The organism is Mesorhizobium sp. WSM3879 (assembly GCF_002294915.1).
GTDB lineage: Bacteria > Pseudomonadota > Alphaproteobacteria > Rhizobiales > Rhizobiaceae > Mesorhizobium.
The window spans coordinates 40,599-63,965 of sequence record NZ_NSFZ01000004.1 but is presented as its reverse complement, the minus strand read 5'-3'; the positions used below and the strand labels follow the sequence as shown (position 1 = coordinate 63,965).

The window sequence follows — 23,367 nt, the reverse complement described above, 5'->3', positions numbered from 1 at the left end:
AGCCGGTTTCGACTTTCGGTGGATATGTTTTAGGCAGGGCGGCTTTCGACATGAGATGCGATCGTCCCCTTGCTGGCGGTCTTGGTTTGGGCACACCTGGTTATGAATTCTTGGGCCTCCGCTTCCGTGAGATGCTCGATGCCGATGAAGTCGTTTTTTGCGCGGCCTGAGCGAATGAGCTCATCGAGCTTCGCCTGAATGGCCACGCCGTCGCGATTCTGGGTATTTTGAATCAGGAAAACCATCAGGAAAGTAACGATCGTCGTCGCGGTGTTGATGATCAGCTGCCAAGTCTCGGAATAATGAAAGGCCGGGCCGGCAATGGCCCAGAGGACCACCGAAACCACGCACAAGACGAAGGCCCATGCACGACCCGCGGCATGGGCGACATTCTCCGCGAGCCGATTGAATGCTTTTTCCAATGTTGAACTCCGGACTTTCACCCTGACGAAATTTCCCGCCAAGCCAGCCTGAGGATAGTGTGCCGGATGAACTGCACCGAAATGCAGCCGTTTATCCTGTCCTTGGCGCTGGGCACCGGCAAGAAATCAACTGAAGGCGGGCGCGACGCCAAGAAGGCGACCGCTCCGCTGCAAAAACTTGCAGCGTTTCGCGAGGAGGCGGGCCCCGTAATCGCGGCCCCGGTCAAAGAGACCGGGGCCGCGTCGCCAAGTCGACTTTTGGCATGCGAATAAGCGTTTATCGGGCGCCTTACGCGGCCGCCTGCATGGCCCGCTTGTTCGCACCGCTTTCGCCGAGCTTGCTAAGTGTCTCGTCGGTAGCGGATTCTTCCTTGAGGGTGTCGCGCAGCAAGGGGAGGGCGTCTTTCAGGCCCAGTTGCTCCGCCCAGGCAATCAGCGTGCCGTAGCGCGCTATTTCATAATGCTCGACCGCCTGGGCGGCAGCCACAAGGCCCGCGTCGAGCGCCGGCTCGTCCTTGTATTCCTCGAGGATCTCCGAACCCTCTTCAATGATGCCATCGATCGCGGGACACGTCTTGCCGCGCGCCGGCTTGCCCAGCATTTCGAAAACCTGCTCGAGCCGGTCGACCTGAGCTTCAGTCTCGGTGCGATGCTTTTCGAAGGCCGCGCCCACTTCCTGTGACTGCGCCGCCTTGGCCATCTTAGGCAGCGTCTTCAGGATCTTTTTCTCTGCATAATAAAGGTCTTTCAGGCCATCCACGAACAGGCTTTCCAAGCCGTTCGCCGCGCCGGACGAACTTTTCTTTGCCATCGACGTCTCCTTCGTTCGACTTTCTTGACCAAACAAAACCGGTGGGATCGACCGATGTTCCCGCGAAATATTTTTTGAAGCTGGGACGACGAGCCGAGGTGCGCGAGCGTTACTTCGGCGTGCCCTTGCCGTTGCGAGACGAAAGTTGGTCGAGCATGCTGAGCGCTGCACTGGGACCCGCATGCTCCAGCAGACCCTGCTCGGCGGCCGCCTTCTTGAAGGCGGCAAAGGCGATTGCCGGCCGGCAAATCCCATTGGTCGCGTCTTCCACCAGCCGGACCGCCTTGCGATAGGCTGGTGAGTCCTTGCTCTTCCATTTCCGGCCAAGCGCCTTCTTGGCGTCAGCGATCGACGACACCATCATCGTGCCGCCGTTGACGAAGTGGATGGTGAGGGGCAGGAATCTGCTCAAGGCTCTTTCACCGTCCTAGCCATTCGCACACAGGCCGGGCGGGCCCGACGAAGAGGTCCGCGGTCGGCGCCGCCGCCAAGGGATTATCGGTCCGAAAGGATTTCATGGTGCTACCGCCTGTTTGAGATCGCATAAAACGAAGCTGCTGCCGGGTAGTTGCATTCAGCCGGCCCGTGGCGGTCAAAAAACGTGCTCCTGACTGATCGCCGTCCGGGTGAGCGGCGCCGGAGGTGGTGGCGGCCGTGATTGAGGTCCCGACGGAGGTCGCGACCGATGTCCGGATTGAGAGCCGGCAGCTTCGGAGCGAGGCCAACCTTTTCTGTTCGCGTGCGTTGTCCCTCGAAAGCGAAGGAGACACTGATGCCGACGAAATCCGCCAGGATGACCGACTCCGCCACACCGATGAAATCGGCCCCGCGGATCAAATCCACCTCCGAGCAGGCGGCCAGCAAGCAGCGGAGCGTGCAACGCAAGGTCGACGCGACCGATCGCGCCAAGTCGAATGGCAAATCCAAATCACAAGGCGCCATGCAGGCCGGCGCGCGGGAATACCCAGTGCCGCCTTTCCCGAAGCAGCATCATCCGAAACCCGGCGAGGAATGGGCGATCGAGCCCGCGCCGCTCTACGACGCGCCGTTCTGGCAGGGGTCGAACAAATTGGAAGGCAAGGTGGCGCTGATCACCGGCGGCGATTCCGGCATCGGCCGCGCAGTTGCCGTGTTGTTCGCCCGGGAAGGGGCGGATATCGCCATCGCCTATCTCAGCGAGGATCGCGACGCGAAGGCGACAAAGCAGGCGGTCGAGGCCGAAGGCAGGCGCTGCATCATCATGCGCGGCGACGTGGCCAGGCGGACCTTCTGCCACAAGGCGGTGGAGCGGACGCTGAAGGCCTTCGGCAGGCTCGACGTGCTCGTCAACAACGCTGCCTTCCAGGTGCATTCGACCGATTTCGCCGACCTCACCGAGCAGCACTTCGACACCACGCTGAAGACCAATCTCTACGGCTACTTCCACATGGCCCAGGAAGCCGTTCCGCACATGAAGCCGGGTTCGGCCATCATCAACACCGGGTCGGTCACCGGCATCGAAGGCTCGAAGGAACTCATCGATTATTCGATGACCAAGGGCGGCATTCACGCCTTCACCCGGGCGCTCTCTGGTAACCTGATCAGCAAGGGCATTCGCGTCAATGCCGTGGCGCCGGGGCCGGTTTGGACGCCGCTGAACCCGTCGGAGAAGGAAGCGGACAAGGTCTCGCAGTTTGGGGCAAAGACCCCGATGAAACGGCCAGCCCAGCCGGAAGAGATCGCGCCTGCCTATGTATTTCTCGCTTCGCCGCAATGCTCCAGCTACATCACCGGCGAGATCCTGCCGATCATTGGGGGCTATTGACCGCGGCCGCCTATATGAAGGTCTTGATGAAGAAGGCGGTTCTCGATCCGCCGGCCGTCTTGGTAATCCGGCCTGACGGCTGCCCAGCCAACCTGATTAGCCAAACGGCCGGCCAGGCAGTCGCAGACGCCGGGAAGAGTCCGAAGGAATTCAGGATTTTTCGGTACAGCCTGAACCTGTCGGCCTTTCGACAGTTTCAAGGCTAGGAGGTTTCCATGAACGAGCACACCGACAAAGGCGACTCGCATGACGGTGCCGTTGAGATCCTGGCCGGCCGATTGGCCAGGGAGGCAGACATTACCGAAGAGCAAGCCCGCGAACTGATCGAGTTGATCGGGACCGATTGGAATTCTCTGCTTCGAGAGGCTCATTTTCTGAAGGCGCAGCATCGCCTATGAGCGAACGCGGGGCCGAATTCTTTGGCGAATGGATTACCGACAACGTGATGCGCGGCAGCGTCGGCGCTGACATCATTTCCGTCGCGGAATTGACGACCAAGCTCTTTGCAGATGCGAAGGCCGCAGGTGTTTCCGAGCATGAGATTGAAGAGGAGATCGGGAGCGCTTACGATGCCATACTGGCTGCAATCGTCGGACTTGAAGACTCGAGCAAATCCGATTGAAAGCCAAGGCAGCCAGCAATTAACCCGGATAGGGGCGCGTTCAGCCCGCCTTGCGCGGAACGATGTAGCCCGTCCCTTTCGCGCCGCGGGATCGGCCGACAGACCGATGCTGCCTATGGGCTGCAGGCTCGATCGCCGGCGCTGTTTCCATCTGCGATCGCTCAGCGTCATCCGACATGACAAAGGAGAGCGCGATCAGATCGTCGGCGTCGATGCCGCCGCGACCGTTGTCCATATGGTCAGCGACCCTTTGAAATGCCTGCATGTCATCCATGCTCACGTTGGCCGCCCGCAGCCTCTCTTGGAGACCCGTCAACTTGGTGGCCAAGACTTTGGATGTTTCGATCATAATTGCCTCCGTTGTTCCAATCTTAAGTGCCAGACCGAGGATAAGAGCCTCGAACAGTGCGGGGCCGATGAACAGACTGATTTGCCATTTACCTGCTATCGCCCAGCCGCTCGGCCTGCCTGGCAACCTTTGCGAACTCTCCGTCTGTTGAGATGACCTCGAGGGTGGCAGGGGCTCATCCTCGCCAGTCGCGACCCAATGAAGTTTCTGGCAAGATGTTTCCTGCCCCCGACCTTTGAGTTGGCCCGTACGACATTTGTCCCGAATTCGCTGGGACCGGTGGCCGAGGTCCAGAATTTTAGGGAACGGTCGCTGTCGGATTTTGTTGATTGGATGCCTGCTGCGCACGTTGCCAGGTTTGCGCACTCAGGTACCAACCTCCAGAATACTCAGCCCGCAGGCTCCGGTCTGCGGGCTTTTTCGATGCCATGGAATGCGGCGCTCGCGCTGCCGCTGCCCGTCCGCATCTGGGACGGCGGCGTCGGCTGCGAGACTTGGCTCTCATTCACTAGCTTCGGAAACAAAAGGCCGGCCGGATCGTTCGCTCTATGCCAGATCACCGGGTGCCGTGCCATGCCATCCACCTCGATCAAGAAAACAGAATATGATCCGGCCAAAGGGATTCTTTCCGTATGGTTTGTGGCCAGCGGGAAACGCTACGAGTTCGAGGGGGGGTGCCGCCGGAGACGTTCGCGGCATTCCGATCAGCCTTTGCCAAGGGACGCTTTTTCAACGCGCACATCCGCAATCGCTTCCGATATCGTCGCGTAACAAGCGATGACAATGATTGACCGGCTATTCAGCGTCCAGTTCAAGCGGCTCGTGCTGCGCTGCTCATGATTTGGCGTGGATCCCGGCGATCGCCGCTGCGTTGGAGCTCTTGGTCATCCGCGAAGCCTTTCGGCCTCGCGTTCCAAGGTCTTCCGGTCGTTGCCGTGCTGTTTGATGAGATCGCGAACCTGTTGCGCCGTCAGCCCGACCTTGTTGGCGAAATGCCGGACTTCGTAGTCATCGTCCGCTGATACCCGGGTGCGGTCACTACCACCACGCTTGCTCTTGTCGTCTGCCATCGCTTGTTCCTCCGGCAGGGAATAACAGCGGCCGCGCAGGAATGTTCCAGGCGTGGCAAGCGGCAATTTTAGCCAGGACTAACAAAAGTTATCGAAAACGGACTGCTGGCTCGTGCAGGATTAACGTCACTCCGCCCGCCACGGCGGAGGATGGGAGGACCGGCCTCAACAAAGCCAAAGGCCGGGTTACTTGGCCCGTTGCGCGGATTCCTTGGGCGCTGCGACGGGCCAAGGTCGCTTGCGTCGGTCTTTCCTCCAGCGGCGCCTTTCTCGTCAAGCCAGTAGTGCACCATTAACATTTGTTACTGCGGACCTGCTAATGAACTGCGTAGATGACTGGGCGGGCTTTGCCCTGGGCTTTGGAGTTGGGTTCGGTTTGCGGCGACAGTGTCACCGACTTGCGAAGCGAACCGATAGCTAGGCCCGTTGTCTTACCTTGGCGGGTCACGGCAACGGGTCTAGCGTTCCTCCGCTTGGGAATGGGATCTCCGGCCGAACATAAATGTGCCGTCTGACGGCGTTCACACTGCACCCGGTACGACCCGAAACACCTTCGCGGCATGAGGAGACAGCCCGCCAGCGCTCACTAGGAACTTTAGCGGCATCTAAAAGTTCTCCTCGGGCAATCCCGCACTCCTTGGGTCGAACGATGGCCGAACTGGCATCAACTTTCGCATATTCATCAGGGCTGACCGGCGATGATATGCTAAGCGCAGTCGTGTCGATACTGGCCGGCCTGCTCCTCTATAATGTCATGCGCGAACCAAGCCGATAGGGCTCCTGCCGAGACGAAATTCACAGACCGCGCAGTGACGCCGGACAAGAGTTCGGTGGGCGGCCGTTGCTCCGTAGCGCAGCATGGAGGCAATCGGCCATTTGCCCGGGACCTCAGTCCGATCCAATTGACTCGTAGCTGACTTTTTTTGGGTGTATCCTTTCCCCGTTGTGGCGTATCGGGGTGAGGTAAACGATGCGTGGAAGCGATCGCAATGCTGTCCCGCCCAAAAGTGCGGGATGCGGTATAGTTGAACCTGCAGAGGTCAACATTCTGGCCAAGGCGGTGAGTGACTACTGCTCCAGTCACAAAATCGAACGCAAGGACGAGCGCGAAAACGTCGCGGTCAAAGTCATGAGCCTTTTTGGACGCGGTGTAACTGACGCTGACCAGCTGCTGGAAGAACTCGAGAAGGTGCGCTAAAGCGAGCCTGGTGCCCTCGGCTGGAACAAGTCAACTAAAGCCGAAGTTCGCGTAGACGGGTTCTGAGCAAAATGAGCGCGTTCGGAAGAGCTTGTGTGAAATGATCCTCAGGCGATGCAGCACTGGGAGAGCGCTCTAGCCGAGAGACGCAACAGATGCCCGTCATTCCAGGAATGGCGGGCATCTATTTCACTGCTGCCGACGAAGAAGGTGACGCATTTCCTCGCCGGCCCTACCAAATGATGCATCGGGCAAGTTGTTTCTAGCATAACGACCAATGCGCCGGCCGCCTAACCTCAGTCGAGCGGAAAGAGGTCGTTCCTCGACGGCACTAGTTGGGATCGCCGGACCTCGAGCCCCCATGGGCTCCGCCGCCATAGCTGTCCCCCCGCGACCCTCCGTTGCCGGATTTAAGAAACTTTGGCTTGGGACCGACGTGACCGTGGTTCTTGTCACCCCATCCATTGCCCGGACGTGTTCCTCCCGATTTGGCAATCGCCTTGGAGTTCAAGCTTGTGCCGAGCAGCAATGTAATGGCCGGAGGCGTCACCGCAGCAAAGCGTCCAGCCTGCTTGAGAAAATCGCGGCGCGCGTTGGCCTCTGATACAAGCTTTTCGGAATTCTTTTCAATAAGCCTTTTGCTCTCATTCGGCATTTTAGCACTCCTTTCCTGCAAGATACTTTAATTGCTGTCTGCAAAGAAAGTAGTTCTCCAAAAGGCGTACACCGCGCCGGTGTCCGGAGCGGCCCGGCTCTCTGGCCGACAAAGGCCAGAATTGAGCCGGGCCTGACCGGCGGGGGCTCGGAATCGCAACACGGCGCCGGCTGACCAATGAGCATATACCCCTGATTGTATAGCCGGAACGCATTCATAAGGATAAAGCCGAGCCGGATCAGTGCAGCCAATATTACGGCTTCAAGCTGGCGCTAATATTCGAGCAGGCTGATGGAACCCGAAAGGTTCGGTCGGGTTGGTAACATGCGACCGCACTCGTTTTCTCCCATTCAGGGTGCGGCCGCTCTACTGCGTAAGCAACAGAAGCCCGTCGCGCTTGCGCCATTGCGCGACGGGCTTTCTGGTCCACTGAACTTGGTCAATACCCGCCACGTGCGAATGCAGCACCACGAAGGCGGCTTGGCGGGTTCAAAACCAAACAGGTACCCGCCACCCGGGGGAGTGTATGGCGGGTACCTGACCTCTCTCCGCCGACGACTGAAGGATTCCGCCGGCCCTACCAAATGTCGGAACGGGCTTAATGTTTCAGTACTGGGACCAATGCGTTTGGATGTCCGACTTCCGTCCGGAGCGACAATGCTTTCAAATCATTGGTTCAAAGAAACCCGCACTAGACGTTGGAAGTGCTCGGCCTGCTCTATGTTTTTCATCAGCGCGATTCGATCGGCGCCTTTGGTCGCCACGCCATCCCAGATGAAGAACGCGGCAAGGCCGCGACGATCAGCAGGATCGGTCGCATGGCTGGAACTCCCTCAAAGCTCCTCGTACGCGCGTGGCCTGATTATCCGCCTGTTCAGCTGTGTCTACAAGCAGTTGCTAATGTATTTGAGAACTCGCCGGGCTCGCCGCCCCATAGCCCAGCCCCAAGCCCGACGAGTGCCGACCCGGGAGGGTACCGGCATCATCCTATTTGCAAGGCTGATGCCAGCATATTCCGTCCTGAAATGAAACAGAGGGTGTGTCAGCGTGCGTAGGCTTGAACGATGGCAAAGCCTATGCCGATGACAACCGGTACGGAAACACTCCTCCCGCCCGAGACAAACGGATCACCAAGAAAAAGTTCCGCCATGGAGGAACACCTCGCATTCGAAGAGGTTTGGGGCGCGGCGGCGCAATTCCCTCCCGATCTCGTGCACAGCCGCCGGGCGGAGCCTCCCATTCTCCGCAGGCCCGCTCCCTGGCTCCCATCAGGGGCGGGCCTTTCTTTTAGATCTCGCGGTAAGGGAACGCTCACGGGAGTTCCATATTGAATCAAATTCGAGTTTCCCCATTGGGGTTCGCATGCGCACGCCTGCCGGCAGAGCCAGGCACGAATAGGAGTTCACCGCCATGGCGATCCGCCAAAGAGCACTGGAAGCGGAAATTTTCGATCCGGAAGAGCTGGAATTTCTGGCCCGCGTCTTCGACCGGTTGAAATATGATGGCCAAACTACGGAGCAGCGCGAGGCGCTGGCCTCTCGCATCATCGCCAACTTCATGGCGGGTATTGTGGACGAGAATGAACTGGTTTCGCTATCCAGGCTACCTTTAGGTAGGTAACGGTCTGAACGGACTGGACTGCCTGCCGCCCGCCCCTTGTGAATATTCGTCATTGTTGCCGCTGGGCTACAGCCCTTTGGGGGCGACTGTATTAGGAAACGCTTGTGCGGGGTTCCCGGAATCGGGCGGACCATCTGGGAAAGGGGCGCACAGTTTTGAGGGAAAATGGCCCGTCGGCTTTGGTCGGCGGGCTTTTCTTTTCTATGGCCTTGTCGTCGAGCAGCGCCGCTTTCCTCGTGCTTCGGCCCTTTCGTCGCTACTTCCGGACCTACATCTTTTTTAAATGACGGTCGGGTGCTGCCTCAGCCAGATCGGCGAGCCAACTTCAGCAAGGGGGATTCGCCATGAAGCGCACTTATGAAAAGCCCGTCCTGGTCAAGCGTGACCGCCTGTCGGCCGTTACGGCCGTGATCGTCGTCTCGCTCGTGAACGGCGCGACGTCCCGATAAGGACGATGCCCGTCACTCCAGGCAGGAAATGGCGGGCATCTCTCTAGCTGCGACCGACCAGGAAGGTGACGCACTTCCTCACCGGCTCTATCAAATGATGCAGCGAGGCTTAGGTTTCAGCATGGGGACCAAAGCGTCAGCCTCTCGGACTTCTGTCGCATCGGCGGAAGGGAACATTCTGCCAATCGTCCCGGTTGGGTCGCGCGGCGTGTGTCTCCGGCAGAGGTTCACCGCGCCGCGCGGAGGCGTAGCCCGTTCGATCTCAGGCGAGCGGGCTCTCTTGTCTGTCTTGGAACAATTCTGTGCCGCTGCAGTTCGCCTTCCGGGCGCAGCTCCCGGCAAACAGGGACGGTCGAGCGCGCCTTGGTCGGGTTGACCCCGACGCAAAGAGCCCGCCCGCGGAGGAGGTGCGGCGGGCTCTTCCGCTGATCCGGCTAATTCAGCCTGGCCGGCGGCTCGCCGGGATAGCAGTAGTGATTACTATCCGCAGGCCGACCGGGGTATAATCTCCAATGGCCGTTCGGATAGCGGTTGTCCTGGCGCTTCTCGCCGCCTTCGCCTACGGGTTCGCAAAACTCGTAGAGCGGTATGGCGGTGCGGGCAATGATCCCGCATCACCCTGCGGCAAGGTGCCAAGCGTCGATTGCCCGGACCCGAATGCGCCGCCTCCCTTTCCCAAGCCCGACCGGACGGAGCCTCAAAGGCAGTCCGGTGCGTCAAGCCTGAAGGCATATTTATAAATTGCGCGGTTTCCCTCATCGGTCACCCGCACCCAGAAATGTTCATCCCGTCTCGCCAGGACGTCTTTGCCGGTGACTTTCTGAGCAGCCTCCCAAGGGGCACGGGCATTGGCAACGTGATAAGCCACCACCTGGTCGCCAACCATCTCTTCAACTCGGTAAGTCTTCATGATCGCTCCAAACAGCGACCCGAACTTGGAGCGAGGAGGGTTGTTCCGGGTCTTCCATTTCGCTGGCCCATAGCGAGGGCGATTGCAGGGCAGCCTTGGGGCCTAGAGGACGGGGCAGGTGGCCCGGTAGCCTGGGTGGCTGTGGGGTGGCCACCGGGCCTTGGCCGGCAGGGGCTTAGGGAACACGATGCCGGCAAACGAGTATATGCACATCTACTAATAAATCAAATTCAGCCAAAAGACCGAGCTCGCCTTGAAACCCAAACATGACGGCTGGACACTCCAAGCGCCGATCGATGCGGGCATGTCTGCCACGGCCGGCTGCCTCGACTGCCATCGTCATCAGAAGCTCGATCACCGGCGATCCGCGACCGCTTGGGTGAACAGGAATCTGGCTCAATCAGCCCGGTTTGGAGAGCCGGTTGAAATTTGTTCGGACCCGGCGGCCGGCAGGTTTCAGTGCTGCGACCATGGACTCGTTCAGCGTGCCGCCGCTTAGAAAAGACGGGCTCCGGCCGGATAGAACTTCCGGCCAAGACCTCAAAGCCGTTCGTAAGATAACCAATTGCGCAGCGGCCATGCCTTCGGCGAAGGCGAGCGCCTTCTCGTTGACCGCAAGCATCGCCTCAATCCCTTTCGGGGCGCGGCTGCTTGCATCCAAAGCAATCAGCGGAAGGCGCATGGCGACGACAGCGGGTGCCAACATCAGGTCTCCACAAAGCGAGAATGCATTTTGGGTGTGGCGCTTCTTGCGAGTTGACATTGTGCCCCCATCTGGACCCGGCTGTTCAGCCAATACGCACCAATCCGGGGTTTGTTCCTGGAGGACGGCGGCCTTCATGAGCTCGTTAAACCGGTTGTCGGCCACCAGCCTGCAACAGCGTCCCGCCCAGCAAGGGCCTTGGCGTTTTTCATCATCGTTCGTATAATCACAATCATCGCCGGCAGCTGGCAAAGGAAGCCGGCGAGAGAACAGCTACCGCGCTCCCGTCTGCAGCAAAGGCCGGAGACCTGCCATGTCCGACGATCCCATATACGAACGGCCGCTCCAATCCGAGCATGACAGGAACGTGATTGCTCAAACCAGAGCATCGATTGACCGTTCAAGAAAATTACTACTCGCCACGAAGCTGCCCGGGGCCAAGCGCGGCACCGTTTCCATCAAGAAAGCCGGGGACGAATGGCACGTTTTGATAGAAGAGACGGGACTGCGTGACCGCGTTCGGTCCTTTGATGTGGAGGCCCATGCGCTCAGCTACGCCGAAGAGCAGAAGGCGCGGCTACGGCTCAACGAAGTGAGGCGCATCTAGGCTGCGTCCACCCCTTTGTGCCGTTTCCAGCAACCTCGACAGGTGCAAGTCGTGGAAGGACTGTAAGCTTTCGAGGACTTCTAGAAATTCTTGCGCTTTGTCGGCCGACAACCCGAGGCGCTCCAGTTCGGCAATACGACCCCGCTGCTCGGCGATGTGTCGCTGGCCTTGTCGAACGTGCTGTCGTGCCATTTGAATGTCATCTGCAAGGGCCATTGCCGATAACGGTCTGGCGGGCGAGGCGTTCCGGCTATTTTTCCTGCCGTCCTCTGGACGTGACTTCGCCACCTTTATGGCACCGGGCGGCTCAGGGCGTTAGATTCGCCAACCTTGGCCGGACTTGCGCTATTAATTCTGGTCCGCAAGGAAGGGACCATGCTCGCCGGCCCAATCAAATGATGCAGCAAAGCGTAGGTTTAGAGGTGTCAGCCTCTCCGACTTCTGTCCGAGTGTGGAACATCGCAATCAAGCAGCGTGACGTCCCGCCGAGACATCGAACAGATCGGAACCTCCCGCCCGCGGCGTCATTGATCTCTGCGGGCCGCGTCAGCCGGACCTGGTGGCAAAGAGAACAGGGTGGTTTTTCCGGCTTCACATCCTGGCCAACGAAAAGGCAGTCGAGCTCTTGTCCCACCCGGCCCGCTTCAGTTCGGTGTCGAGCGCATGGCGGAAGACAGGAAATCGAAGACCGGCTGGCTTCAGGAAGCCTGGCTTCTGCTGAAGGAAAGCGTCAGCGGTTATATGGATGACAACGCGCTGAGCCATGGGGCGGCGATTGCCTTCTATGCCACCACCTCGCTTGCGCCGATCCTTCTCATCGTCGTGGCGGTCGCAGGTCTCGTCGTCGGCAAGGACGCCGCCCAACTCGCGCTATCGGCCCAGATATCGGGCGTGATGGGTCCGCAGAGCGCCGAGCTCTTGAAGGCGACGATCGAGACCGCTTCGCGTCCCTGGTCCGGCGCGCTTGCCACCATTATCGGGCTGGTGACGCTCCTGATCACAGCTTCCGGCGTCTTTGGCGAGATGCAGCAGTCGCTGAATGAGATCTGGAAGGTCGAGCCAAGGGCCATGTCGCTCTCGCGTTTGGTGCGGGCGAGGGCGGCGAGCCTTGGTCTCGTAGCCGCGCTCGGTTTCATGCTCCTCGTGTCGCTCGCGGCGAGCACGGCCATCTCGGTGTTGGCCGATGTCATCAACCAACACCTGCCGTTCGGCGAACTGATTGTGAGTTCGATCAACACGATCGTATCGTTCGCGTTGATCGCGCTGCTCTTTGCGGCGATTTACAAGGTCCTGCCGGACCGCAGTCTCAAATGGCGCGATGTCGCTGTCGGTGCGCTGGTCACCGCGCTTCTCTTCACCATCGGCAAGTCGCTGATCGGCTGGTACATCGGCAGCAGTTCGATCGCCACTTCCTATGGCGCCGCCGGCGCGCTGATGGTGGTGCTGCTATGGGTCTATTACTCGGCTCAAATCTTTCTGTTCGGCGCCGAAATCACGCGCGCCTATTCGGTGAGCAGAGGAAGCCGGGCCGACCTCAGGCGGGTTATGAAGCCGGAGGTCGGAAAGACGGAGAGGTGACGGTCAAGCAACGCCGGAGAACGCAACACTGCGCGCGACCCTCTGGCTAAAGAGATCAGGCGTTGGGCCAGACAGCGTTGGCTTAGGCTGACAACCTGAGAGGGATCGTCGCCACCTGTCGGTCCATCAGGACGTGATTAGGTTGCGAAGCCGCGATGAGGCCGCCGCAACCCAGTCACGCCCGGCGGGCGTCAACCGACGATCAAACAGACCCCGATGTCGTCGTTGTCATCAATGGGCGGTCTGCGAATGAACACCGCCCGGCGCCGAAATGCCGCTCAAAGCCTCTCCAGCCTCCCGTGTCTCACCCTTTCTTGCGAGGTCTCCGAGGGAGATGATGCCAACGAGCCGTTTGTCTCGGTTCAGAACCGGGAGCCGGCGCACCTGCAAGTCTCCCATGTTAGCAAGAACATGATCGACGTCTTCGTCATCGAAGCAATATCTTACCTCTTGGCTCATGACATCGCGCACCTTGGTATCGGGACCTTTGCCCAGCGCTATCCCGCGGATGACCATGTCCCGGTCGGTGATCATCCCCACCAGCCGGTCATTTTCACCGACAGGCACGACGCCGGCGTCGAGCTTGCCCATCATCAGCGCCACCTCGCGGATCGACTGTTCGGGATTCGCGACGGCAACGTCCTTTGTCATGCAACTGCCGACCTTCATGGCTATCTCCCTTTGTTGCGGAGCCCGCCCGCCGAACCTGAACTGAGAAAACAAATGCTCGGCGCTATTGGTTCCTTCAAATCTCGCGCGGGAGAGGGCACGGAAAGTTCCGCCGTGGGGCTCGAATGACAGCCGGACAGGCGACCGGTCCTTGCGGAGGCCCGAGGGAAGCAGGCCGGCACCCCATTGCGCATGTTCGGCCGAGACCCGTTCGTGCTGTTGCCGATCCGGCGATCGTTGCGTGCGCGGCTCATGGAACAGAGTCCTGCCTTCGGCCATTGTGTTATGGGCCGGGGGCGACCTGATAGGGGAGCCATGGCCGACTTTCGAAACCGGATCTCACCTGCCCGCGAGGCCGAGACAAGCTCGCGGCAAGCTAAGGCGCGCAACCGCTGCATCATCGTCATCGGCGCGTCCGCTGGCGGGGTTGAGCCCCTGAAAGCGATCGTGAGCGACCTGCCTGCCGATCTACCGGCGGCCGTGTTCGTCGTGGTCCATGTCGGCCAGGTCAGCTATCTGCCGGAAATCCTCGACCGTGCGGGAGCGCTGAAAGCCTCCGGCGCCAAGAACGGCGAGTCCTTCAAGATGGGAAACATTTATGTCGCGCCGCCCGGCTTCCATCTTCTTCTGCATGACGATCACATGATGCTGCGCCGCGGCCCGCGCGAGAACCTCGCGCGGCCGGCGGTAGACCCGCTGTTCCGCTCGGCGGCGCTGAGCTTCGGCGCAAGCGTCGTCGGCGTGCTGCTGTCGGGCGCGCTTTCCGACGGCACCGCCGGCCTGCGGGCAATCAAGGCGGTCGGCGGCCTCGCGGTGGTCCAGCATCCCAAGGACGCGCTGGTGCCTTCCATGGTGGAAAGCGCGCTGCGTTATGTCGACATCGATCATTGCGAACCCGCCGCCAAACTCGGCGGCTTGCTGGGCAAGCTGGCGGCCGAGCCGGCCGGAGAAACGTTGCCGGCCCCACCGACGGTCAGGCTGGAGGCCGCAATCGCGGCACAGGAGCATTCGACCATGAAAGAACCAGATCGACTTGGGCAACTGTCGGTGTTTACATGCCCGGAATGCCACGGGCCGCTGTGGGAGATCGAGGACGGTGACATGCTGCGCTATCGGTGCCATACCGGGCACGCTTTCACCGCCGATGCGATCATGGAGGCGCAGGCGATCGAGGCGGACGAGATCCTGTGGAGCCTGCTGCGGTCGCATCAGCAGCGGGCGGAGTTTGCCCGGCGCATGGCGGAGCGGGAGAAGACGCGACATCGCTCCCAACTCGCCAGCGAGTTCGGCAAGCGGGCGAGGGAATACGAAGCGGATGCCTCCGTCATCGAGCGCATCCTGGAAAGCAGGCGGACACAGGTAACAGGCAATGGCGCAGGCGGCGAGGAAGGCAAGCACAAGGAAGGCACGGACTAGCCCGCGCCAGGATGAGAGAGAGCCCGCGCTGTTCCCTGTCATCGGCATCGGCGCATCGGCCGGCGGCATCGCGGCGTTGCAGAAGTTCTTTCCGGAAGTGCCGGCCGACAGCGGCTTTGCCTATGTCGTGATCCAACACCTCGATGCCGAGCATGAGAGTGTGCTCGCGAGCATCATCCAGCGCTCCACCGCGATCGAAACGCAGACCGCGGTCGAAGGCGCGGAAGTCGAGCCGAACAACATCTACGTCATCCCGCCGGGCGTCTCGGTGACCATCCGGGGACAGCGTTTCAACATGGCCAAGATGGCCGCCACGCGCGCGAAGCGGACGCCGATCGACGATTTCTTCACGTCCCTGGCACAGGATCAAGGGGAGGATGCGGCCGGGCTGATCCTTTCCGGAACCGGCAGCGACGGCACGATCGGGCTCAGGGCAATAAAGGAACATGGCGGCCTAACGCTGGCGCAGCAGAGCGCCGAATATGATGGCATGATGCGCAGCGCCGTGCAGAGCGGCCTGGTTGACATGGTGCTGCCGGCCGAGGAGATGGCTGCGAAGCTCGTCGGCTATTTCAGCCACGCCAACCGCGATGAAAGCGAACGCGACCGCCGCAAGCGCGAAGTGGGCGAACAGCTTTCGCGGATCACGGGGCTGTTGCGTACGCGCACGGGCCATGATTTCAGCGGCTACAAGGACAACACCATCCTGCGGCGCATCCAACGCCGCATGCAGGTGCTGCAGATCGACGATCCCACGGCTTTCTACGAGCGGCTGCGCGACGAGCCGCAGCAGGTCGACCTTCTGTTCCAGGACCTGCTCATCGGCGTGACCAGCTTCTTCCGGGACCCGCAGGCCTTCGATGCGCTAGAGAGCTTAGTTATTCCGAAGCTTTTCAGGGGCCGCAAGCCGGACGAGACGATCAGGGCCTGGGTGCCCGGCTGCGCCACCGGAGAGGAAGCCTATTCGATCGCCATGCTTTTGAAGGAGAACGCGCCGCGGGGCGCCGCTTCTCCCAACCTGCAGATCTTCGCCACCGACATCGACGAGCGTGCGCTGGAAGTGGCGCGCGCCGGCCGCTATCCGGCGACCGTCGCAAGCGACATCACGCCGAAGCGCCTGAAGGAATTCTTCTCGCGCGAGGACGGCACATATCGTGTTTCCGCCGAGTTGCGGGAAGCCTGCCTGTTCTCGGCGCACAATCTGTTGCGCGACCCGCCGTTTTCCAAGCTGGACCTCATCGCCTGCCGCAACCTCTTGATCTATATGGGGCCGGAGCTGCAGGAGAAGATCATCCCGATCTTCCATTATGCGTTGCGCAATAACGGCTATCTCTTCCTCGGCTCGTCCGAGAACGTTACGCGCCATGCGCGCCTGTTCTCGACCATCGACAAGGCGACCCGCATCTTCCAGAAGCGCAGTGAGGTCGCCGCGCAACGCCTGCCGGAATTCCCACTTGCCGCCGCCGCCAGGCAGGCTGTTCCCAGCACGCGCCCGCGGGCAACGACAGGAACCCTGCAAGAAGTTGCCGAACGCTTCCTGGTCGAGCGCTATGCTCCGGCCTACGTGGTCGTCAACGCCGCCGGCGAATTGATGCACAGCTCGGGCGGGACAGGCAAATATCTGGAACTTGCCGCCGGCGCGCCCGACCACAACGTCTTCTCCATGGCCCGTCGCGGGCTGCGCATGGACCTGCGCGCTGCCCTTCACAAGGCAGTCAGCACCGGACAGATGGCGGTGCAGAACAAGATCAGCATCGGCACCAATGGCGGACGCCAGACGATCAGCCTCGCCGTGCAGCCGCTGCCGGTCGACGGCAATTCGGATCCGCTCTACATGCTGGTCTTCCGCGATATCGGCGGGATAAAGGCGGAGGTAGAGGACGAGCCCGTCCACACGACCGACGATGTCGAAAGCGCCAATGTCAGTCAGCTCGAAAAGGAGCTGCGGGAAACCAGGGAACGGCTGCAGATCACGACGGAGGAGCTAGAATCCTCCAACGAGGAGTTGAAATCCTCCAACGAGGAACTGTCCTCCATCAACGAGGAGCTGCAGTCCTCGAACGAGGAACTGGAAACCTCGAAGGAAGAACTGCAATCGATCAACGAGGAATTGCAGACCGTCAATGCCGAGCTCAACATCCGTGTCGACGAGCTCAGCCGCGCCAACAACGACATGTCCAACCTGCTCGAGAGCACGCAGATCGCGACCGTGTTCCTCGACCGCGATCTTTGCGTCAAGAACTTCACGCCGACGGCGCGGGACCTGTTCAGGCTGGTCGAAAGCGATGTCGGCCGGCCGCTTGCGCATGTGCGGCCGCGCTTTGCCGCGGACCGGCTGCAGGCAGACATGGAGCAGGTGCTGCAGCGGCTGGGGACGATAGAAAGGCAGGTGGAAGTCATTGAAAGCGCCAAGCGATACATCATGCGCGTGATGCCCTATCGTACCGTCGACAATGTCATCGCCGGCGTCGTCGTCACCTTCGTCGACATTACCCAGATCGCGCAGGCGGAGGAAAAGATCGGCGCGCTGTCGCACGACCTGCGCAACCGCCTCGAAAGCCTGGAGACTGTTCTGGATCTTGTGCCTGTCGGCATCTTGATCGCCGAAGACGACGACGGCGATGCCATCCGCGCCAATCGCCGCGCGGCCGAGCTCGCCGGCCGGCGCGCCGCGGACGGCAAGCTCAGCACTGTGCCGGCGGTCCTGCCGCTGATGGTGAACGGCTCCGTGGTGGAAACGCACGAGCAGCCGCTGCAGAAGGCGATGCGAACGGGCAAGCCCGTCCCCGGCTACGAAGCCCGAATCGCCCAGGGGGACGGCTCAAGCATCGACGTGATGATGTCGGCCAATCCGCTGTTTGACGAGTCCGGCAGGGTTCGGGGCGCTATTGCGGCCCTGGTCGATGTCTCGAACCATAAGGAGGCCGAGCGCGCTCAGGAGAGGCTGCTGCACGAGCTGCAGCATCGTGTGAAGAACATCCTAGCCACGATCACCGCACTGACCTCGCGCATGATCCGCTCGTCAAGCTCAATGGGGGAATTCGCGACATCATTCCATGAGCGACTGCACGCGATGGCGCGCACGCATGAGGTCCTGTCTTCCCACAATTGGGGCGACGCCGACCTCGAGGAACTGCTGAGGGCGACGTTTTCCCCCTACAGCAGCACGGGACGCCAGAATCTAGTCGTTCACGGCCGGCCGTTCCACCTCGATGCGGCAACGGCGGCGGCACTCGGCATGGTGTTCTTCGAGCTTGCCAGCAACGCCGCCAAATATGGGGCGCTTTCCGTCGAGACCGGACGCATCGAGGTCTCCTGGAACGTGGTGAAGCCGGGCATGCTTTCGATCAGCTGGAAGGAACTCGGCGGTCCGGCCGTGGAAGAGCCATCCCGCAGAAATTTTGGAACCACTTTCATCCAGCAGAGTTTGGAGTACGAGCTGAGGGGGAGTGTCGAATTGAACTTCCGGCCCACCGGCCTGGAGTGCCTGCTTGAAATCCCCCTTGCCCGAACCGAAGCCTTCGAGCCGCTGCCCGGCTACGCATGAACAAGAGCGCTCCATTATCGGGCCTGCGGATCCTCGTCGTCGAGGACGCTTTCCTGGTTGCGCTCGACCTCTCCGACGAACTGACCGATGCGGGCTGCCATGTGGTGGGGCCCGCGCCCTCGGTTCAACAGGCGCTCGAGCAGATCGATGGCGTCGAACTCGATGGGGCGGTGCTCGACGTGAACCTGCATGGCGAACGCAGTTTCCCGCTTGCCGAGCACCTCGCAGCGCGCCACGTTCCTTTCCTCTTCCTCACCGGCTATGACAGCGCAACGGTCTTTCCCGATCAGTTCCGGGATTCGCCGAGACTGTCGAAGCCAGTAGACTCCAAAGTGCTGATCGAGGCGGTCGCCCGATTGGCGAGCGCAGGCACCGAGGCCGCGCGGCGCTCTCGCCTGTAGCAATCGGGCTCCTGCAAGGGTTTCGCAATCCAATGTAGGTATTGGTCTGCAGGTCTTTTCTACTCCTCCGCTAGTGAATGATCGCAGGATCACGGGCGGCCGGGTCAATAGTCGGACCACGAACAACCTCGGAGCATAACGAGCGTGGTGATCTTTGCGGCCTCGGCGGATTGGTCGCGAGTTGGTTTCTCTAGCTCGAACGGCGACCCCGTTGGTTGGCCGGAGGCGTTCAAGCAAGTTCGTTTACAACAGGAACGATCATCATCGTCACGCATTCTCCCTAATCAATGCCCATCAACTCTCTCTGCTGGGGTGAGAACCGTGTTACCCAAAGGCCATGCCGTGCCTGACTGCGTACCGGGCGAGGTCGCTGTCGTCGACCTCATTCCTGCCTTGCGTGCTTTTGCGCGCACTTTTTGCCGCTTGCCCGATGATGCCGACGATTTGGTGCAGGAGACCCTGACCAAGGGGCTTGCGAACTTGGACAAGTTCGAGCCGGGGACGAGATTGAAGTCCTGGCTTTTCACCATCATGCGCAATACGCATTATACGCGGGTCAAGGCGGCAGCTAGGGAGGCGCCCGGTTTGCTTGACTGCGCCTCCAGCCGGCCGATTTCGGAAGCCTCGCAGGACTGGTCCGTTCGGACCAAGGAAGTCTACCGCGCCATCCAGAAGCTTCCGATACATCAGCGCGAGGTACTGACGCTGATCGGTGTGCTGGGCGTCAGCTACGAAGAAACCGCGGAGATATGCGATTGCGCGGTCGGGACCGTTAAAAGCCGTCTCAACCGCGCGCGTGCAAGCGTCCTGGAATTCCTTGATGAAAGCTCATCGCAAGCGCTGGTCGAAAGACACGACCATCTCGCGGAAGATCACTGGGACAGAAGCGCTGACAGGCATCGATGAGGCTTGCCGTCAGTTCTCCTTTTTGCACCGGCGCTTCTCGATCAGCGCATTCTGCAACTCGATCGCGAGCTTAGCCAGGCGATCAGGAACTTTTTCCTGCTCAATGGCGGTCAACAACGACGCGATCTCTTGGTCTATGCCCAGGCTTGCCTGGCTGACGGGATCGCGCTGGCTCGGACGAGACATGGCATTCTCTTAGCAAATGTGGCCCCTTTGAGATTCACTTGAGACCATACACGGCCGGAGTTTGCAAGGCGCTTCCAGCCGCCGATCAGCTTCAGCCCCGCAGCAGATCGTGGCGGAGCGAAAACCCTTTGCCTGAACTGATCCGTTGCGAGCCGGCAAAGTCTTGCGATAGTCCCCGCAAGATCAGTCTTCCGGAATCCGGTTTGCCGCGTGGTCCTGATACTGATCGGACTTGATCCGATTGCTGTCGAGGCCGCGTTCTTTTGTATGCTGCTTCTTATCCCCGTTCGACAGGACGTCATTTTCGCCATTCATGTCTTTCGGAACCGTCGTCTTCGCTCCGGTCCCGTCACCTTTGCCCTGACTGCCGCGTCCCATGTGTTTCTTACCGCCGGACGCCATCTTGTTCTCCTGGGTCTTCCAGCTTCTGCGCAAGTGGTTTGGGAGCCGAACTTCGGTCCGTCGGTTATGTTCCGCCGGTACGACGAATAAGAAAAACGGTGCCGTCCCATCGACGGAAAGGCATCTCGCCATCGATGAGGACGTCCATGGCGCATATTCGGGCGAGATGGCGGATGTCGGAGGAATCGGCGGCGGGCGACATCCGGTACGAATAATTCAGGATTGCCGCCATCCCTCCCGGCCGCAACACGCGCGCCACTTCGATAAAGTGCCGCTCGGCGACGCCGGCAAGTACCAGGTAAGGGAAGCTGTCGACCGCCAGCACGCCATCAAAACCCGCATTGACGAATTCGCCAAGGTCGAGGCCGGAGGTCCGGCGGAATTCAACATTGCCAAGACCGGCGCAGCGTCGGCGCGCGACGGCAACCATCCTGGGGGAGATATCGATGCCGACGATATGCTTCGCTCTGGCGTGGAGCGCGCATTCGAAGCGGCCGATGCCGGAGCCGATATCGAGTATTGTCTTGTCCGCGCCGGTAAAATCCTGTCGCTCCAGCCAGGAGACGATTTCGGCCGTTGCAGCCGTAAGCTTTTCCTCGTCGCCAAGCGACGAAAGTTGGACGCTGGCCGCCGGAGAGATGGCGACCGCCTCGTCAAAGCCCCCGGCCAGCCGGCGGATCGTCATCTCACCGGTTTCGCCGCGCAGACGGTCATGACAAACCGAAGCTGCCGTTGACCTCAGACTATCGAAGGCATCTGCCTTGCCTGAAAGAAGCACAGCGATGTCCTCGAGCCAGCCCCTTTGCTCGACAGCGCTTGTACGCATGTCCAATGCGACGTCCGCCAATTCTGGCGCGCGCATATCCGTCTCGACTGCCAATCTGGCGACCGCGACTTCGGCGGACAGGTCGGTCGCCATGCAATCCTCGAGGATATGCCTCGCGGTCGACCTCACTCGCTCTGCTGTGGTCATGGCGAGGCGCTCCGGGTCCAGACCCGTTGTATGGTCCATCGGTCCTTTGCTCCCCAGCTGTATTTGTAGCTCTCCCGGCCGCGTAGAAAATCGAACTCTCGCGCGCCGTCCTGAACGGCTTCGGCGATAGCCTTGCCGATCAGAATGGCGCCGGGGCTCTCCGATGCGTAAGCGGGGTCGAAGCCGCCGAGATAGGCATAGGCGCGGTCGTGGTGATGAAAACCGTAATACGCGCCGACGACGGCGCCGTCGATTTCCATCAGCCAGCACCGCGCCAAATGGCTCGCGGCGAGACGGGGCAAGGCATTGCGATGAAACTCGATCGCGCTTTGCGTCAGCACGCCGCCGCCCTGTCCGGCCCAGCGGGCGTCGTGCAGGCGGATCAGCTGACCAAGAAATATCTCCGGCGCGGCCTCCGCCCGGTTGATCGTCACCCGGCCTCTCCGTTGCGCGGCTCGCAGCGCGCGACGCAGCTGGCGTCTTCGCCGCGCGGGAACGCACCCTGCAAGCGTCTCGTCGCCAGCCAAGGCAAGCACGGGGCAGGCGGCATGGCCGGTAGATCGGCTCTCTTCGATATCGGGCAGCAAAAGCTCCAGGGATGCGGCTTCACTCGAAAGGTCCGGCAGGATCCATTGCGACCATTCGAGCGAAAGCACAGTCTCGGCAATCAAGGTACCGACGGCTTCTTCGAACTTGGGTGCGCAAAGAATATCGAGATAGTCGCTCAGCGATATTCCGATCGGAAGCAGGCGCAAACCGGAAGCGTGCCGTTCGAGGTAGAGTGGTGCCAGGCCGACGAGATCGTTTCCGTTCCACACGGCGATCGCCGAGAGATCGCCCGGCGCGAATGTCCGCCACCATGGCAGGAGCCAGGCGGGTGACTGGAAAGGCGTAGCAGAGCTGCATTGCGACCAGAGCGGCCACCAATGCTGCTCTAGACCGTCGAGCGCTTCTTGGTCGCGGATGACATCGGCACGCAGGCCGCTCACCCGGCGACTCCCAACCGTGCTCGGGAATCGCCGAGCTTTGCCAATGCCCGATAGGCATCCATATAGGCCGAAACCATGCGATCGAGCGAAAACCGATCTCGCGCCTCGGCCCGGCATGTTTCGTTGTCGAGGTCGGCCGAAGCGTCGATGGCTATCGCCATCTCGTCGATATCATTGACCAGGAACCCGGTCTTGCCGTGCTCAACGACATTGGGCAGGGCGCCATTCGGGAAGGCCACAACCGGCGTGCCGCAGGCGAGGGCTTCCATGGCAACGAGCGAGCTCGTCTCCGCGGCGAGGCTCGGAATGACCAGGCAGCGGGCGGCGTTGAGAAGCCACCGCTTGGCGAAAAACCCGAGCGGTCCCAGGAAACGCCGCCGCCTGTCGAGGCGAGGCTCCACCTCGTCGGCGAAATACTGAACATGTGTCCGGTAGGGATATATCTGCCCTCCTATTGCAAGCGGCACTCCAGCGCGCTTCGCGGCGTCGATCGCCAGGTGGATGCCTTTTTCCGGGCATATTCGGCTTAACACGAGCGCGAAATTGCGATGCGACCGGGGGGCGGCAAGCGCATTGACGTCAACCCCGTTTGGGATGGGCGCGATCAGTCTCGATCCGGCCGGCGCGGTTGCTTGCTGCGCCTCCGAGACCGCGTGCAGCCACAGGTCTTCACGGGCCGGGCTCAGCACTCCGGCCGGATACCAGGCAAGCGGCAGGTGCAGTGTCACGAGCGTGGGGCCGTCATCGGGAAGATAGGCATCGAAATCGATGCCATGCAGATGGACGACATCGATCGGCCAGCGCGCACGCGCGGCTGCGATCGCCGCGCGGTGCGCGTCCTGGGCGCGGCTCTTTGCCGTCTCGTCGAGCGCGCCTGTTTCGGCAGGCGTCTCGACCAAGGTCCCGGCCGCGCTGGAGCCCCGGCAGGCGACGACGATGGATTGATGGCCTTGCCTGACCAGTGCGTGATCCAGCATCGACAGCACCTGCTCGGCGCCGCCGACCGCATCGAGGCCGACAGGCGCAAGCGGATAGGCGACGTTGAGCACTGTAAGCGTCATGGCTGATCGAGCCGAAGTG

Annotated in this window: 28 protein-coding genes; 14 read left to right on the top strand and 14 right to left on the bottom strand. The window is 61.0% G+C overall.

The annotated features are described in order from the left end of the window. Positions 1-29: 29 nt before the first annotated feature. Positions 30-422: a low affinity iron permease family protein gene (locus CK218_RS10170; protein ID WP_095802613.1), complete on the bottom strand. Its 393-nt coding sequence runs from the start codon at positions 420-422 to the stop codon at positions 30-32. 66 nt (positions 423-488) lie between these two features. On the opposite strand from CK218_RS10170, the gene CK218_RS10165 reads away from it, so the two are divergent. Then, positions 489-695 carry a hypothetical protein gene (locus CK218_RS10165; RefSeq protein WP_095827609.1) on the top strand — a complete coding sequence of 69 codons (207 nt, stop codon included), beginning with the start codon at positions 489-491 and terminating at the stop codon, positions 693-695. Positions 696-711: 16 nt separating this feature from the next. Here CK218_RS10165 and CK218_RS10160 read toward each other — a convergent pair whose 3' ends face one another. Together CK218_RS10160 and CK218_RS10155 are read right to left on the bottom strand one after the other, a co-directional pair. Continuing rightward, on the bottom strand, positions 712-1,233 hold the full coding sequence (locus CK218_RS10160) for a ferritin-like domain-containing protein (protein WP_066994822.1): 522 nt from the start codon (positions 1,231-1,233) through the stop codon (positions 712-714). A gap of 109 nt (positions 1,234-1,342) precedes the next feature. After that, positions 1,343-1,645 (bottom strand): DUF982 domain-containing protein, encoded by a 303-nt coding sequence (locus CK218_RS10155; protein WP_066994825.1) that lies wholly within the window; start codon positions 1,643-1,645, stop codon positions 1,343-1,345. Between the two features lie 402 nt (positions 1,646-2,047). Between CK218_RS10155 and CK218_RS10150 the strand changes: the two genes are divergently transcribed. The 3 genes from CK218_RS10150 (at position 2,048) to CK218_RS10135 (ending at position 3,659) form a co-directional block, all read left to right on the top strand. Beyond that, a complete protein-coding gene (locus tag CK218_RS10150) occupies positions 2,048-3,037 on the top strand; it encodes an SDR family oxidoreductase (RefSeq protein WP_095827966.1) in 990 nt (329 codons plus the stop codon). 215 nt (positions 3,038-3,252) lie between these two features. Further along, positions 3,253-3,435, top strand: a complete 183-nt coding sequence (locus CK218_RS10140; RefSeq protein ID WP_066994838.1) for a hypothetical protein — start codon at positions 3,253-3,255, stop codon at positions 3,433-3,435. Next, entirely contained in the window at positions 3,432-3,659 is a 228-nt protein-coding gene (locus tag CK218_RS10135; protein WP_066994842.1) for a DUF768 domain-containing protein, read from the top strand. The genes CK218_RS10140 and CK218_RS10135 overlap by 4 nt, the downstream gene beginning before the upstream one ends. 40 nt (positions 3,660-3,699) lie before the next feature. Here the strand turns inward: CK218_RS10135 and CK218_RS30030 are convergent, their stop codons facing one another. Next, a complete protein-coding gene (locus CK218_RS30030; protein ID WP_143749614.1) occupies positions 3,700-4,008 on the bottom strand; it encodes a hypothetical protein in 309 nt (102 codons plus the stop codon). 632 nt (positions 4,009-4,640) lie between these two features. On the opposite strand from CK218_RS30030, the gene CK218_RS10125 reads away from it, so the two are divergent. Further along, positions 4,641-4,799 carry a KTSC domain-containing protein gene (locus CK218_RS10125; RefSeq protein WP_348628718.1) on the top strand — a complete coding sequence of 53 codons (159 nt, stop codon included), beginning with the start codon at positions 4,641-4,643 and terminating at the stop codon, positions 4,797-4,799. 93 nt (positions 4,800-4,892) lie between these two features. On the opposite strand, the gene CK218_RS10120 is transcribed toward CK218_RS10125, so the two are convergent. Next, the gene (locus CK218_RS10120; protein ID WP_095827608.1) at positions 4,893-5,078 is read right to left on the bottom strand and encodes a DUF3606 domain-containing protein; all 186 of its coding nucleotides are present in this window, start codon (positions 5,076-5,078) and stop codon (positions 4,893-4,895) included. Between the two features lie 970 nt (positions 5,079-6,048). Between CK218_RS10120 and CK218_RS10115 the strand changes: the two genes are divergently transcribed. Continuing rightward, positions 6,049-6,276 (top strand): hypothetical protein, encoded by a 228-nt coding sequence (locus CK218_RS10115; protein WP_066994854.1) that lies wholly within the window; start codon positions 6,049-6,051, stop codon positions 6,274-6,276. Between the two features lie 331 nt (positions 6,277-6,607). Here CK218_RS10115 and CK218_RS10110 read toward each other — a convergent pair whose 3' ends face one another. Next, a complete protein-coding gene (locus CK218_RS10110; protein ID WP_245418710.1) occupies positions 6,608-6,931 on the bottom strand; it encodes a hypothetical protein in 324 nt (107 codons plus the stop codon). Positions 6,932-8,341: 1,410 nt separating this feature from the next. Between CK218_RS10110 and CK218_RS10105 the strand changes: the two genes are divergently transcribed. Beyond that, on the top strand, positions 8,342-8,551 hold the full coding sequence (locus tag CK218_RS10105; protein ID WP_066994857.1) for a hypothetical protein: 210 nt from the start codon (positions 8,342-8,344) through the stop codon (positions 8,549-8,551). A gap of 344 nt (positions 8,552-8,895) precedes the next feature. Further along, a complete protein-coding gene (locus tag CK218_RS30920) occupies positions 8,896-9,000 on the top strand; it encodes a putative RiPP precursor (protein WP_210201060.1) in 105 nt (34 codons plus the stop codon). 697 nt (positions 9,001-9,697) lie between these two features. Here CK218_RS30920 and CK218_RS10100 read toward each other — a convergent pair. Then, positions 9,698-9,910, bottom strand: coding sequence for a hypothetical protein (locus CK218_RS10100; protein ID WP_095827607.1), 213 nt, complete (start codon positions 9,908-9,910; stop codon positions 9,698-9,700). A gap of 400 nt (positions 9,911-10,310) precedes the next feature. Beyond that, positions 10,311-10,751 carry a hypothetical protein gene (locus CK218_RS10095; RefSeq protein WP_245434962.1) on the bottom strand — a complete coding sequence of 147 codons (441 nt, stop codon included), beginning with the start codon at positions 10,749-10,751 and terminating at the stop codon, positions 10,311-10,313. A 175-nt stretch (positions 10,752-10,926) separates the two neighbouring features. Here CK218_RS10095 and CK218_RS10090 point away from each other — a divergent pair, with 175 nt between their 5' ends. Then, on the top strand, positions 10,927-11,220 hold the full coding sequence (locus CK218_RS10090; RefSeq protein ID WP_066994860.1) for a hypothetical protein: 294 nt from the start codon (positions 10,927-10,929) through the stop codon (positions 11,218-11,220). Positions 11,221-11,883: 663 nt separating this feature from the next. Further along, a complete protein-coding gene (locus CK218_RS10085) occupies positions 11,884-12,798 on the top strand; it encodes a YihY/virulence factor BrkB family protein (protein WP_095827606.1) in 915 nt (304 codons plus the stop codon). A gap of 231 nt (positions 12,799-13,029) precedes the next feature. Here CK218_RS10085 and CK218_RS10080 read toward each other — a convergent pair whose 3' ends face one another. Then, complete coding sequence (locus tag CK218_RS10080; RefSeq protein ID WP_095779493.1) at positions 13,030-13,467, bottom strand: CBS domain-containing protein; 438 nt, start codon at positions 13,465-13,467, stop codon at positions 13,030-13,032. 315 nt (positions 13,468-13,782) lie between these two features. On the opposite strand from CK218_RS10080, the gene CK218_RS10075 reads away from it, so the two are divergent. The 4 genes from CK218_RS10075 (at position 13,783) to CK218_RS10060 (ending at position 19,737) form a co-directional block, all read left to right on the top strand. Beyond that, a complete protein-coding gene (locus tag CK218_RS10075; protein WP_095827605.1) occupies positions 13,783-14,883 on the top strand; it encodes a chemotaxis protein CheB in 1,101 nt (366 codons plus the stop codon). After that, positions 14,837-18,430, top strand: coding sequence for a CheR family methyltransferase (locus CK218_RS10070; protein WP_095827604.1), 3,594 nt, complete (start codon positions 14,837-14,839; stop codon positions 18,428-18,430). The genes CK218_RS10075 and CK218_RS10070 overlap by 47 nt, the downstream gene beginning before the upstream one ends. Beyond that, positions 18,427-18,831 carry a response regulator gene (locus tag CK218_RS10065; RefSeq protein WP_067320576.1) on the top strand — a complete coding sequence of 135 codons (405 nt, stop codon included), beginning with the start codon at positions 18,427-18,429 and terminating at the stop codon, positions 18,829-18,831. Before CK218_RS10070 ends, CK218_RS10065 begins: the two co-directional genes overlap by 4 nt. A 342-nt stretch (positions 18,832-19,173) precedes the next feature. Next, positions 19,174-19,737, top strand: a complete 564-nt coding sequence (locus CK218_RS10060; protein WP_067320579.1) for a sigma-70 family RNA polymerase sigma factor — start codon at positions 19,174-19,176, stop codon at positions 19,735-19,737. Positions 19,738-19,746: 9 nt separating this feature from the next. Here CK218_RS10060 and CK218_RS30530 read toward each other — a convergent pair whose 3' ends face one another. The 5 genes from CK218_RS30530 to CK218_RS10035 form a co-directional block, all read right to left on the bottom strand. Further along, positions 19,747-19,923 carry a hypothetical protein gene (locus CK218_RS30530; RefSeq protein WP_082953720.1) on the bottom strand — a complete coding sequence of 59 codons (177 nt, stop codon included), beginning with the start codon at positions 19,921-19,923 and terminating at the stop codon, positions 19,747-19,749. 183 nt (positions 19,924-20,106) lie between these two features. Further along, positions 20,107-20,325 carry a hypothetical protein gene (locus CK218_RS10050; protein WP_095827963.1) on the bottom strand — a complete coding sequence of 73 codons (219 nt, stop codon included), beginning with the start codon at positions 20,323-20,325 and terminating at the stop codon, positions 20,107-20,109. A 64-nt stretch (positions 20,326-20,389) separates the two neighbouring features. Beyond that, complete coding sequence (locus CK218_RS10045) at positions 20,390-21,298, bottom strand: class I SAM-dependent methyltransferase (protein WP_095827603.1); 909 nt, start codon at positions 21,296-21,298, stop codon at positions 20,390-20,392. Next, positions 21,295-22,287, bottom strand: coding sequence for a GNAT family N-acetyltransferase (locus tag CK218_RS10040; RefSeq protein ID WP_095827602.1), 993 nt, complete (start codon positions 22,285-22,287; stop codon positions 21,295-21,297). The genes CK218_RS10045 and CK218_RS10040 overlap by 4 nt, the downstream gene beginning before the upstream one ends. Then, positions 22,284-23,348, bottom strand: coding sequence for a glycosyltransferase (locus tag CK218_RS10035; RefSeq protein ID WP_095827601.1), 1,065 nt, complete (start codon positions 23,346-23,348; stop codon positions 22,284-22,286). The genes CK218_RS10040 and CK218_RS10035 overlap by 4 nt, the downstream gene beginning before the upstream one ends. Between the last annotated feature and the right edge of the window lie 19 nt (positions 23,349-23,367).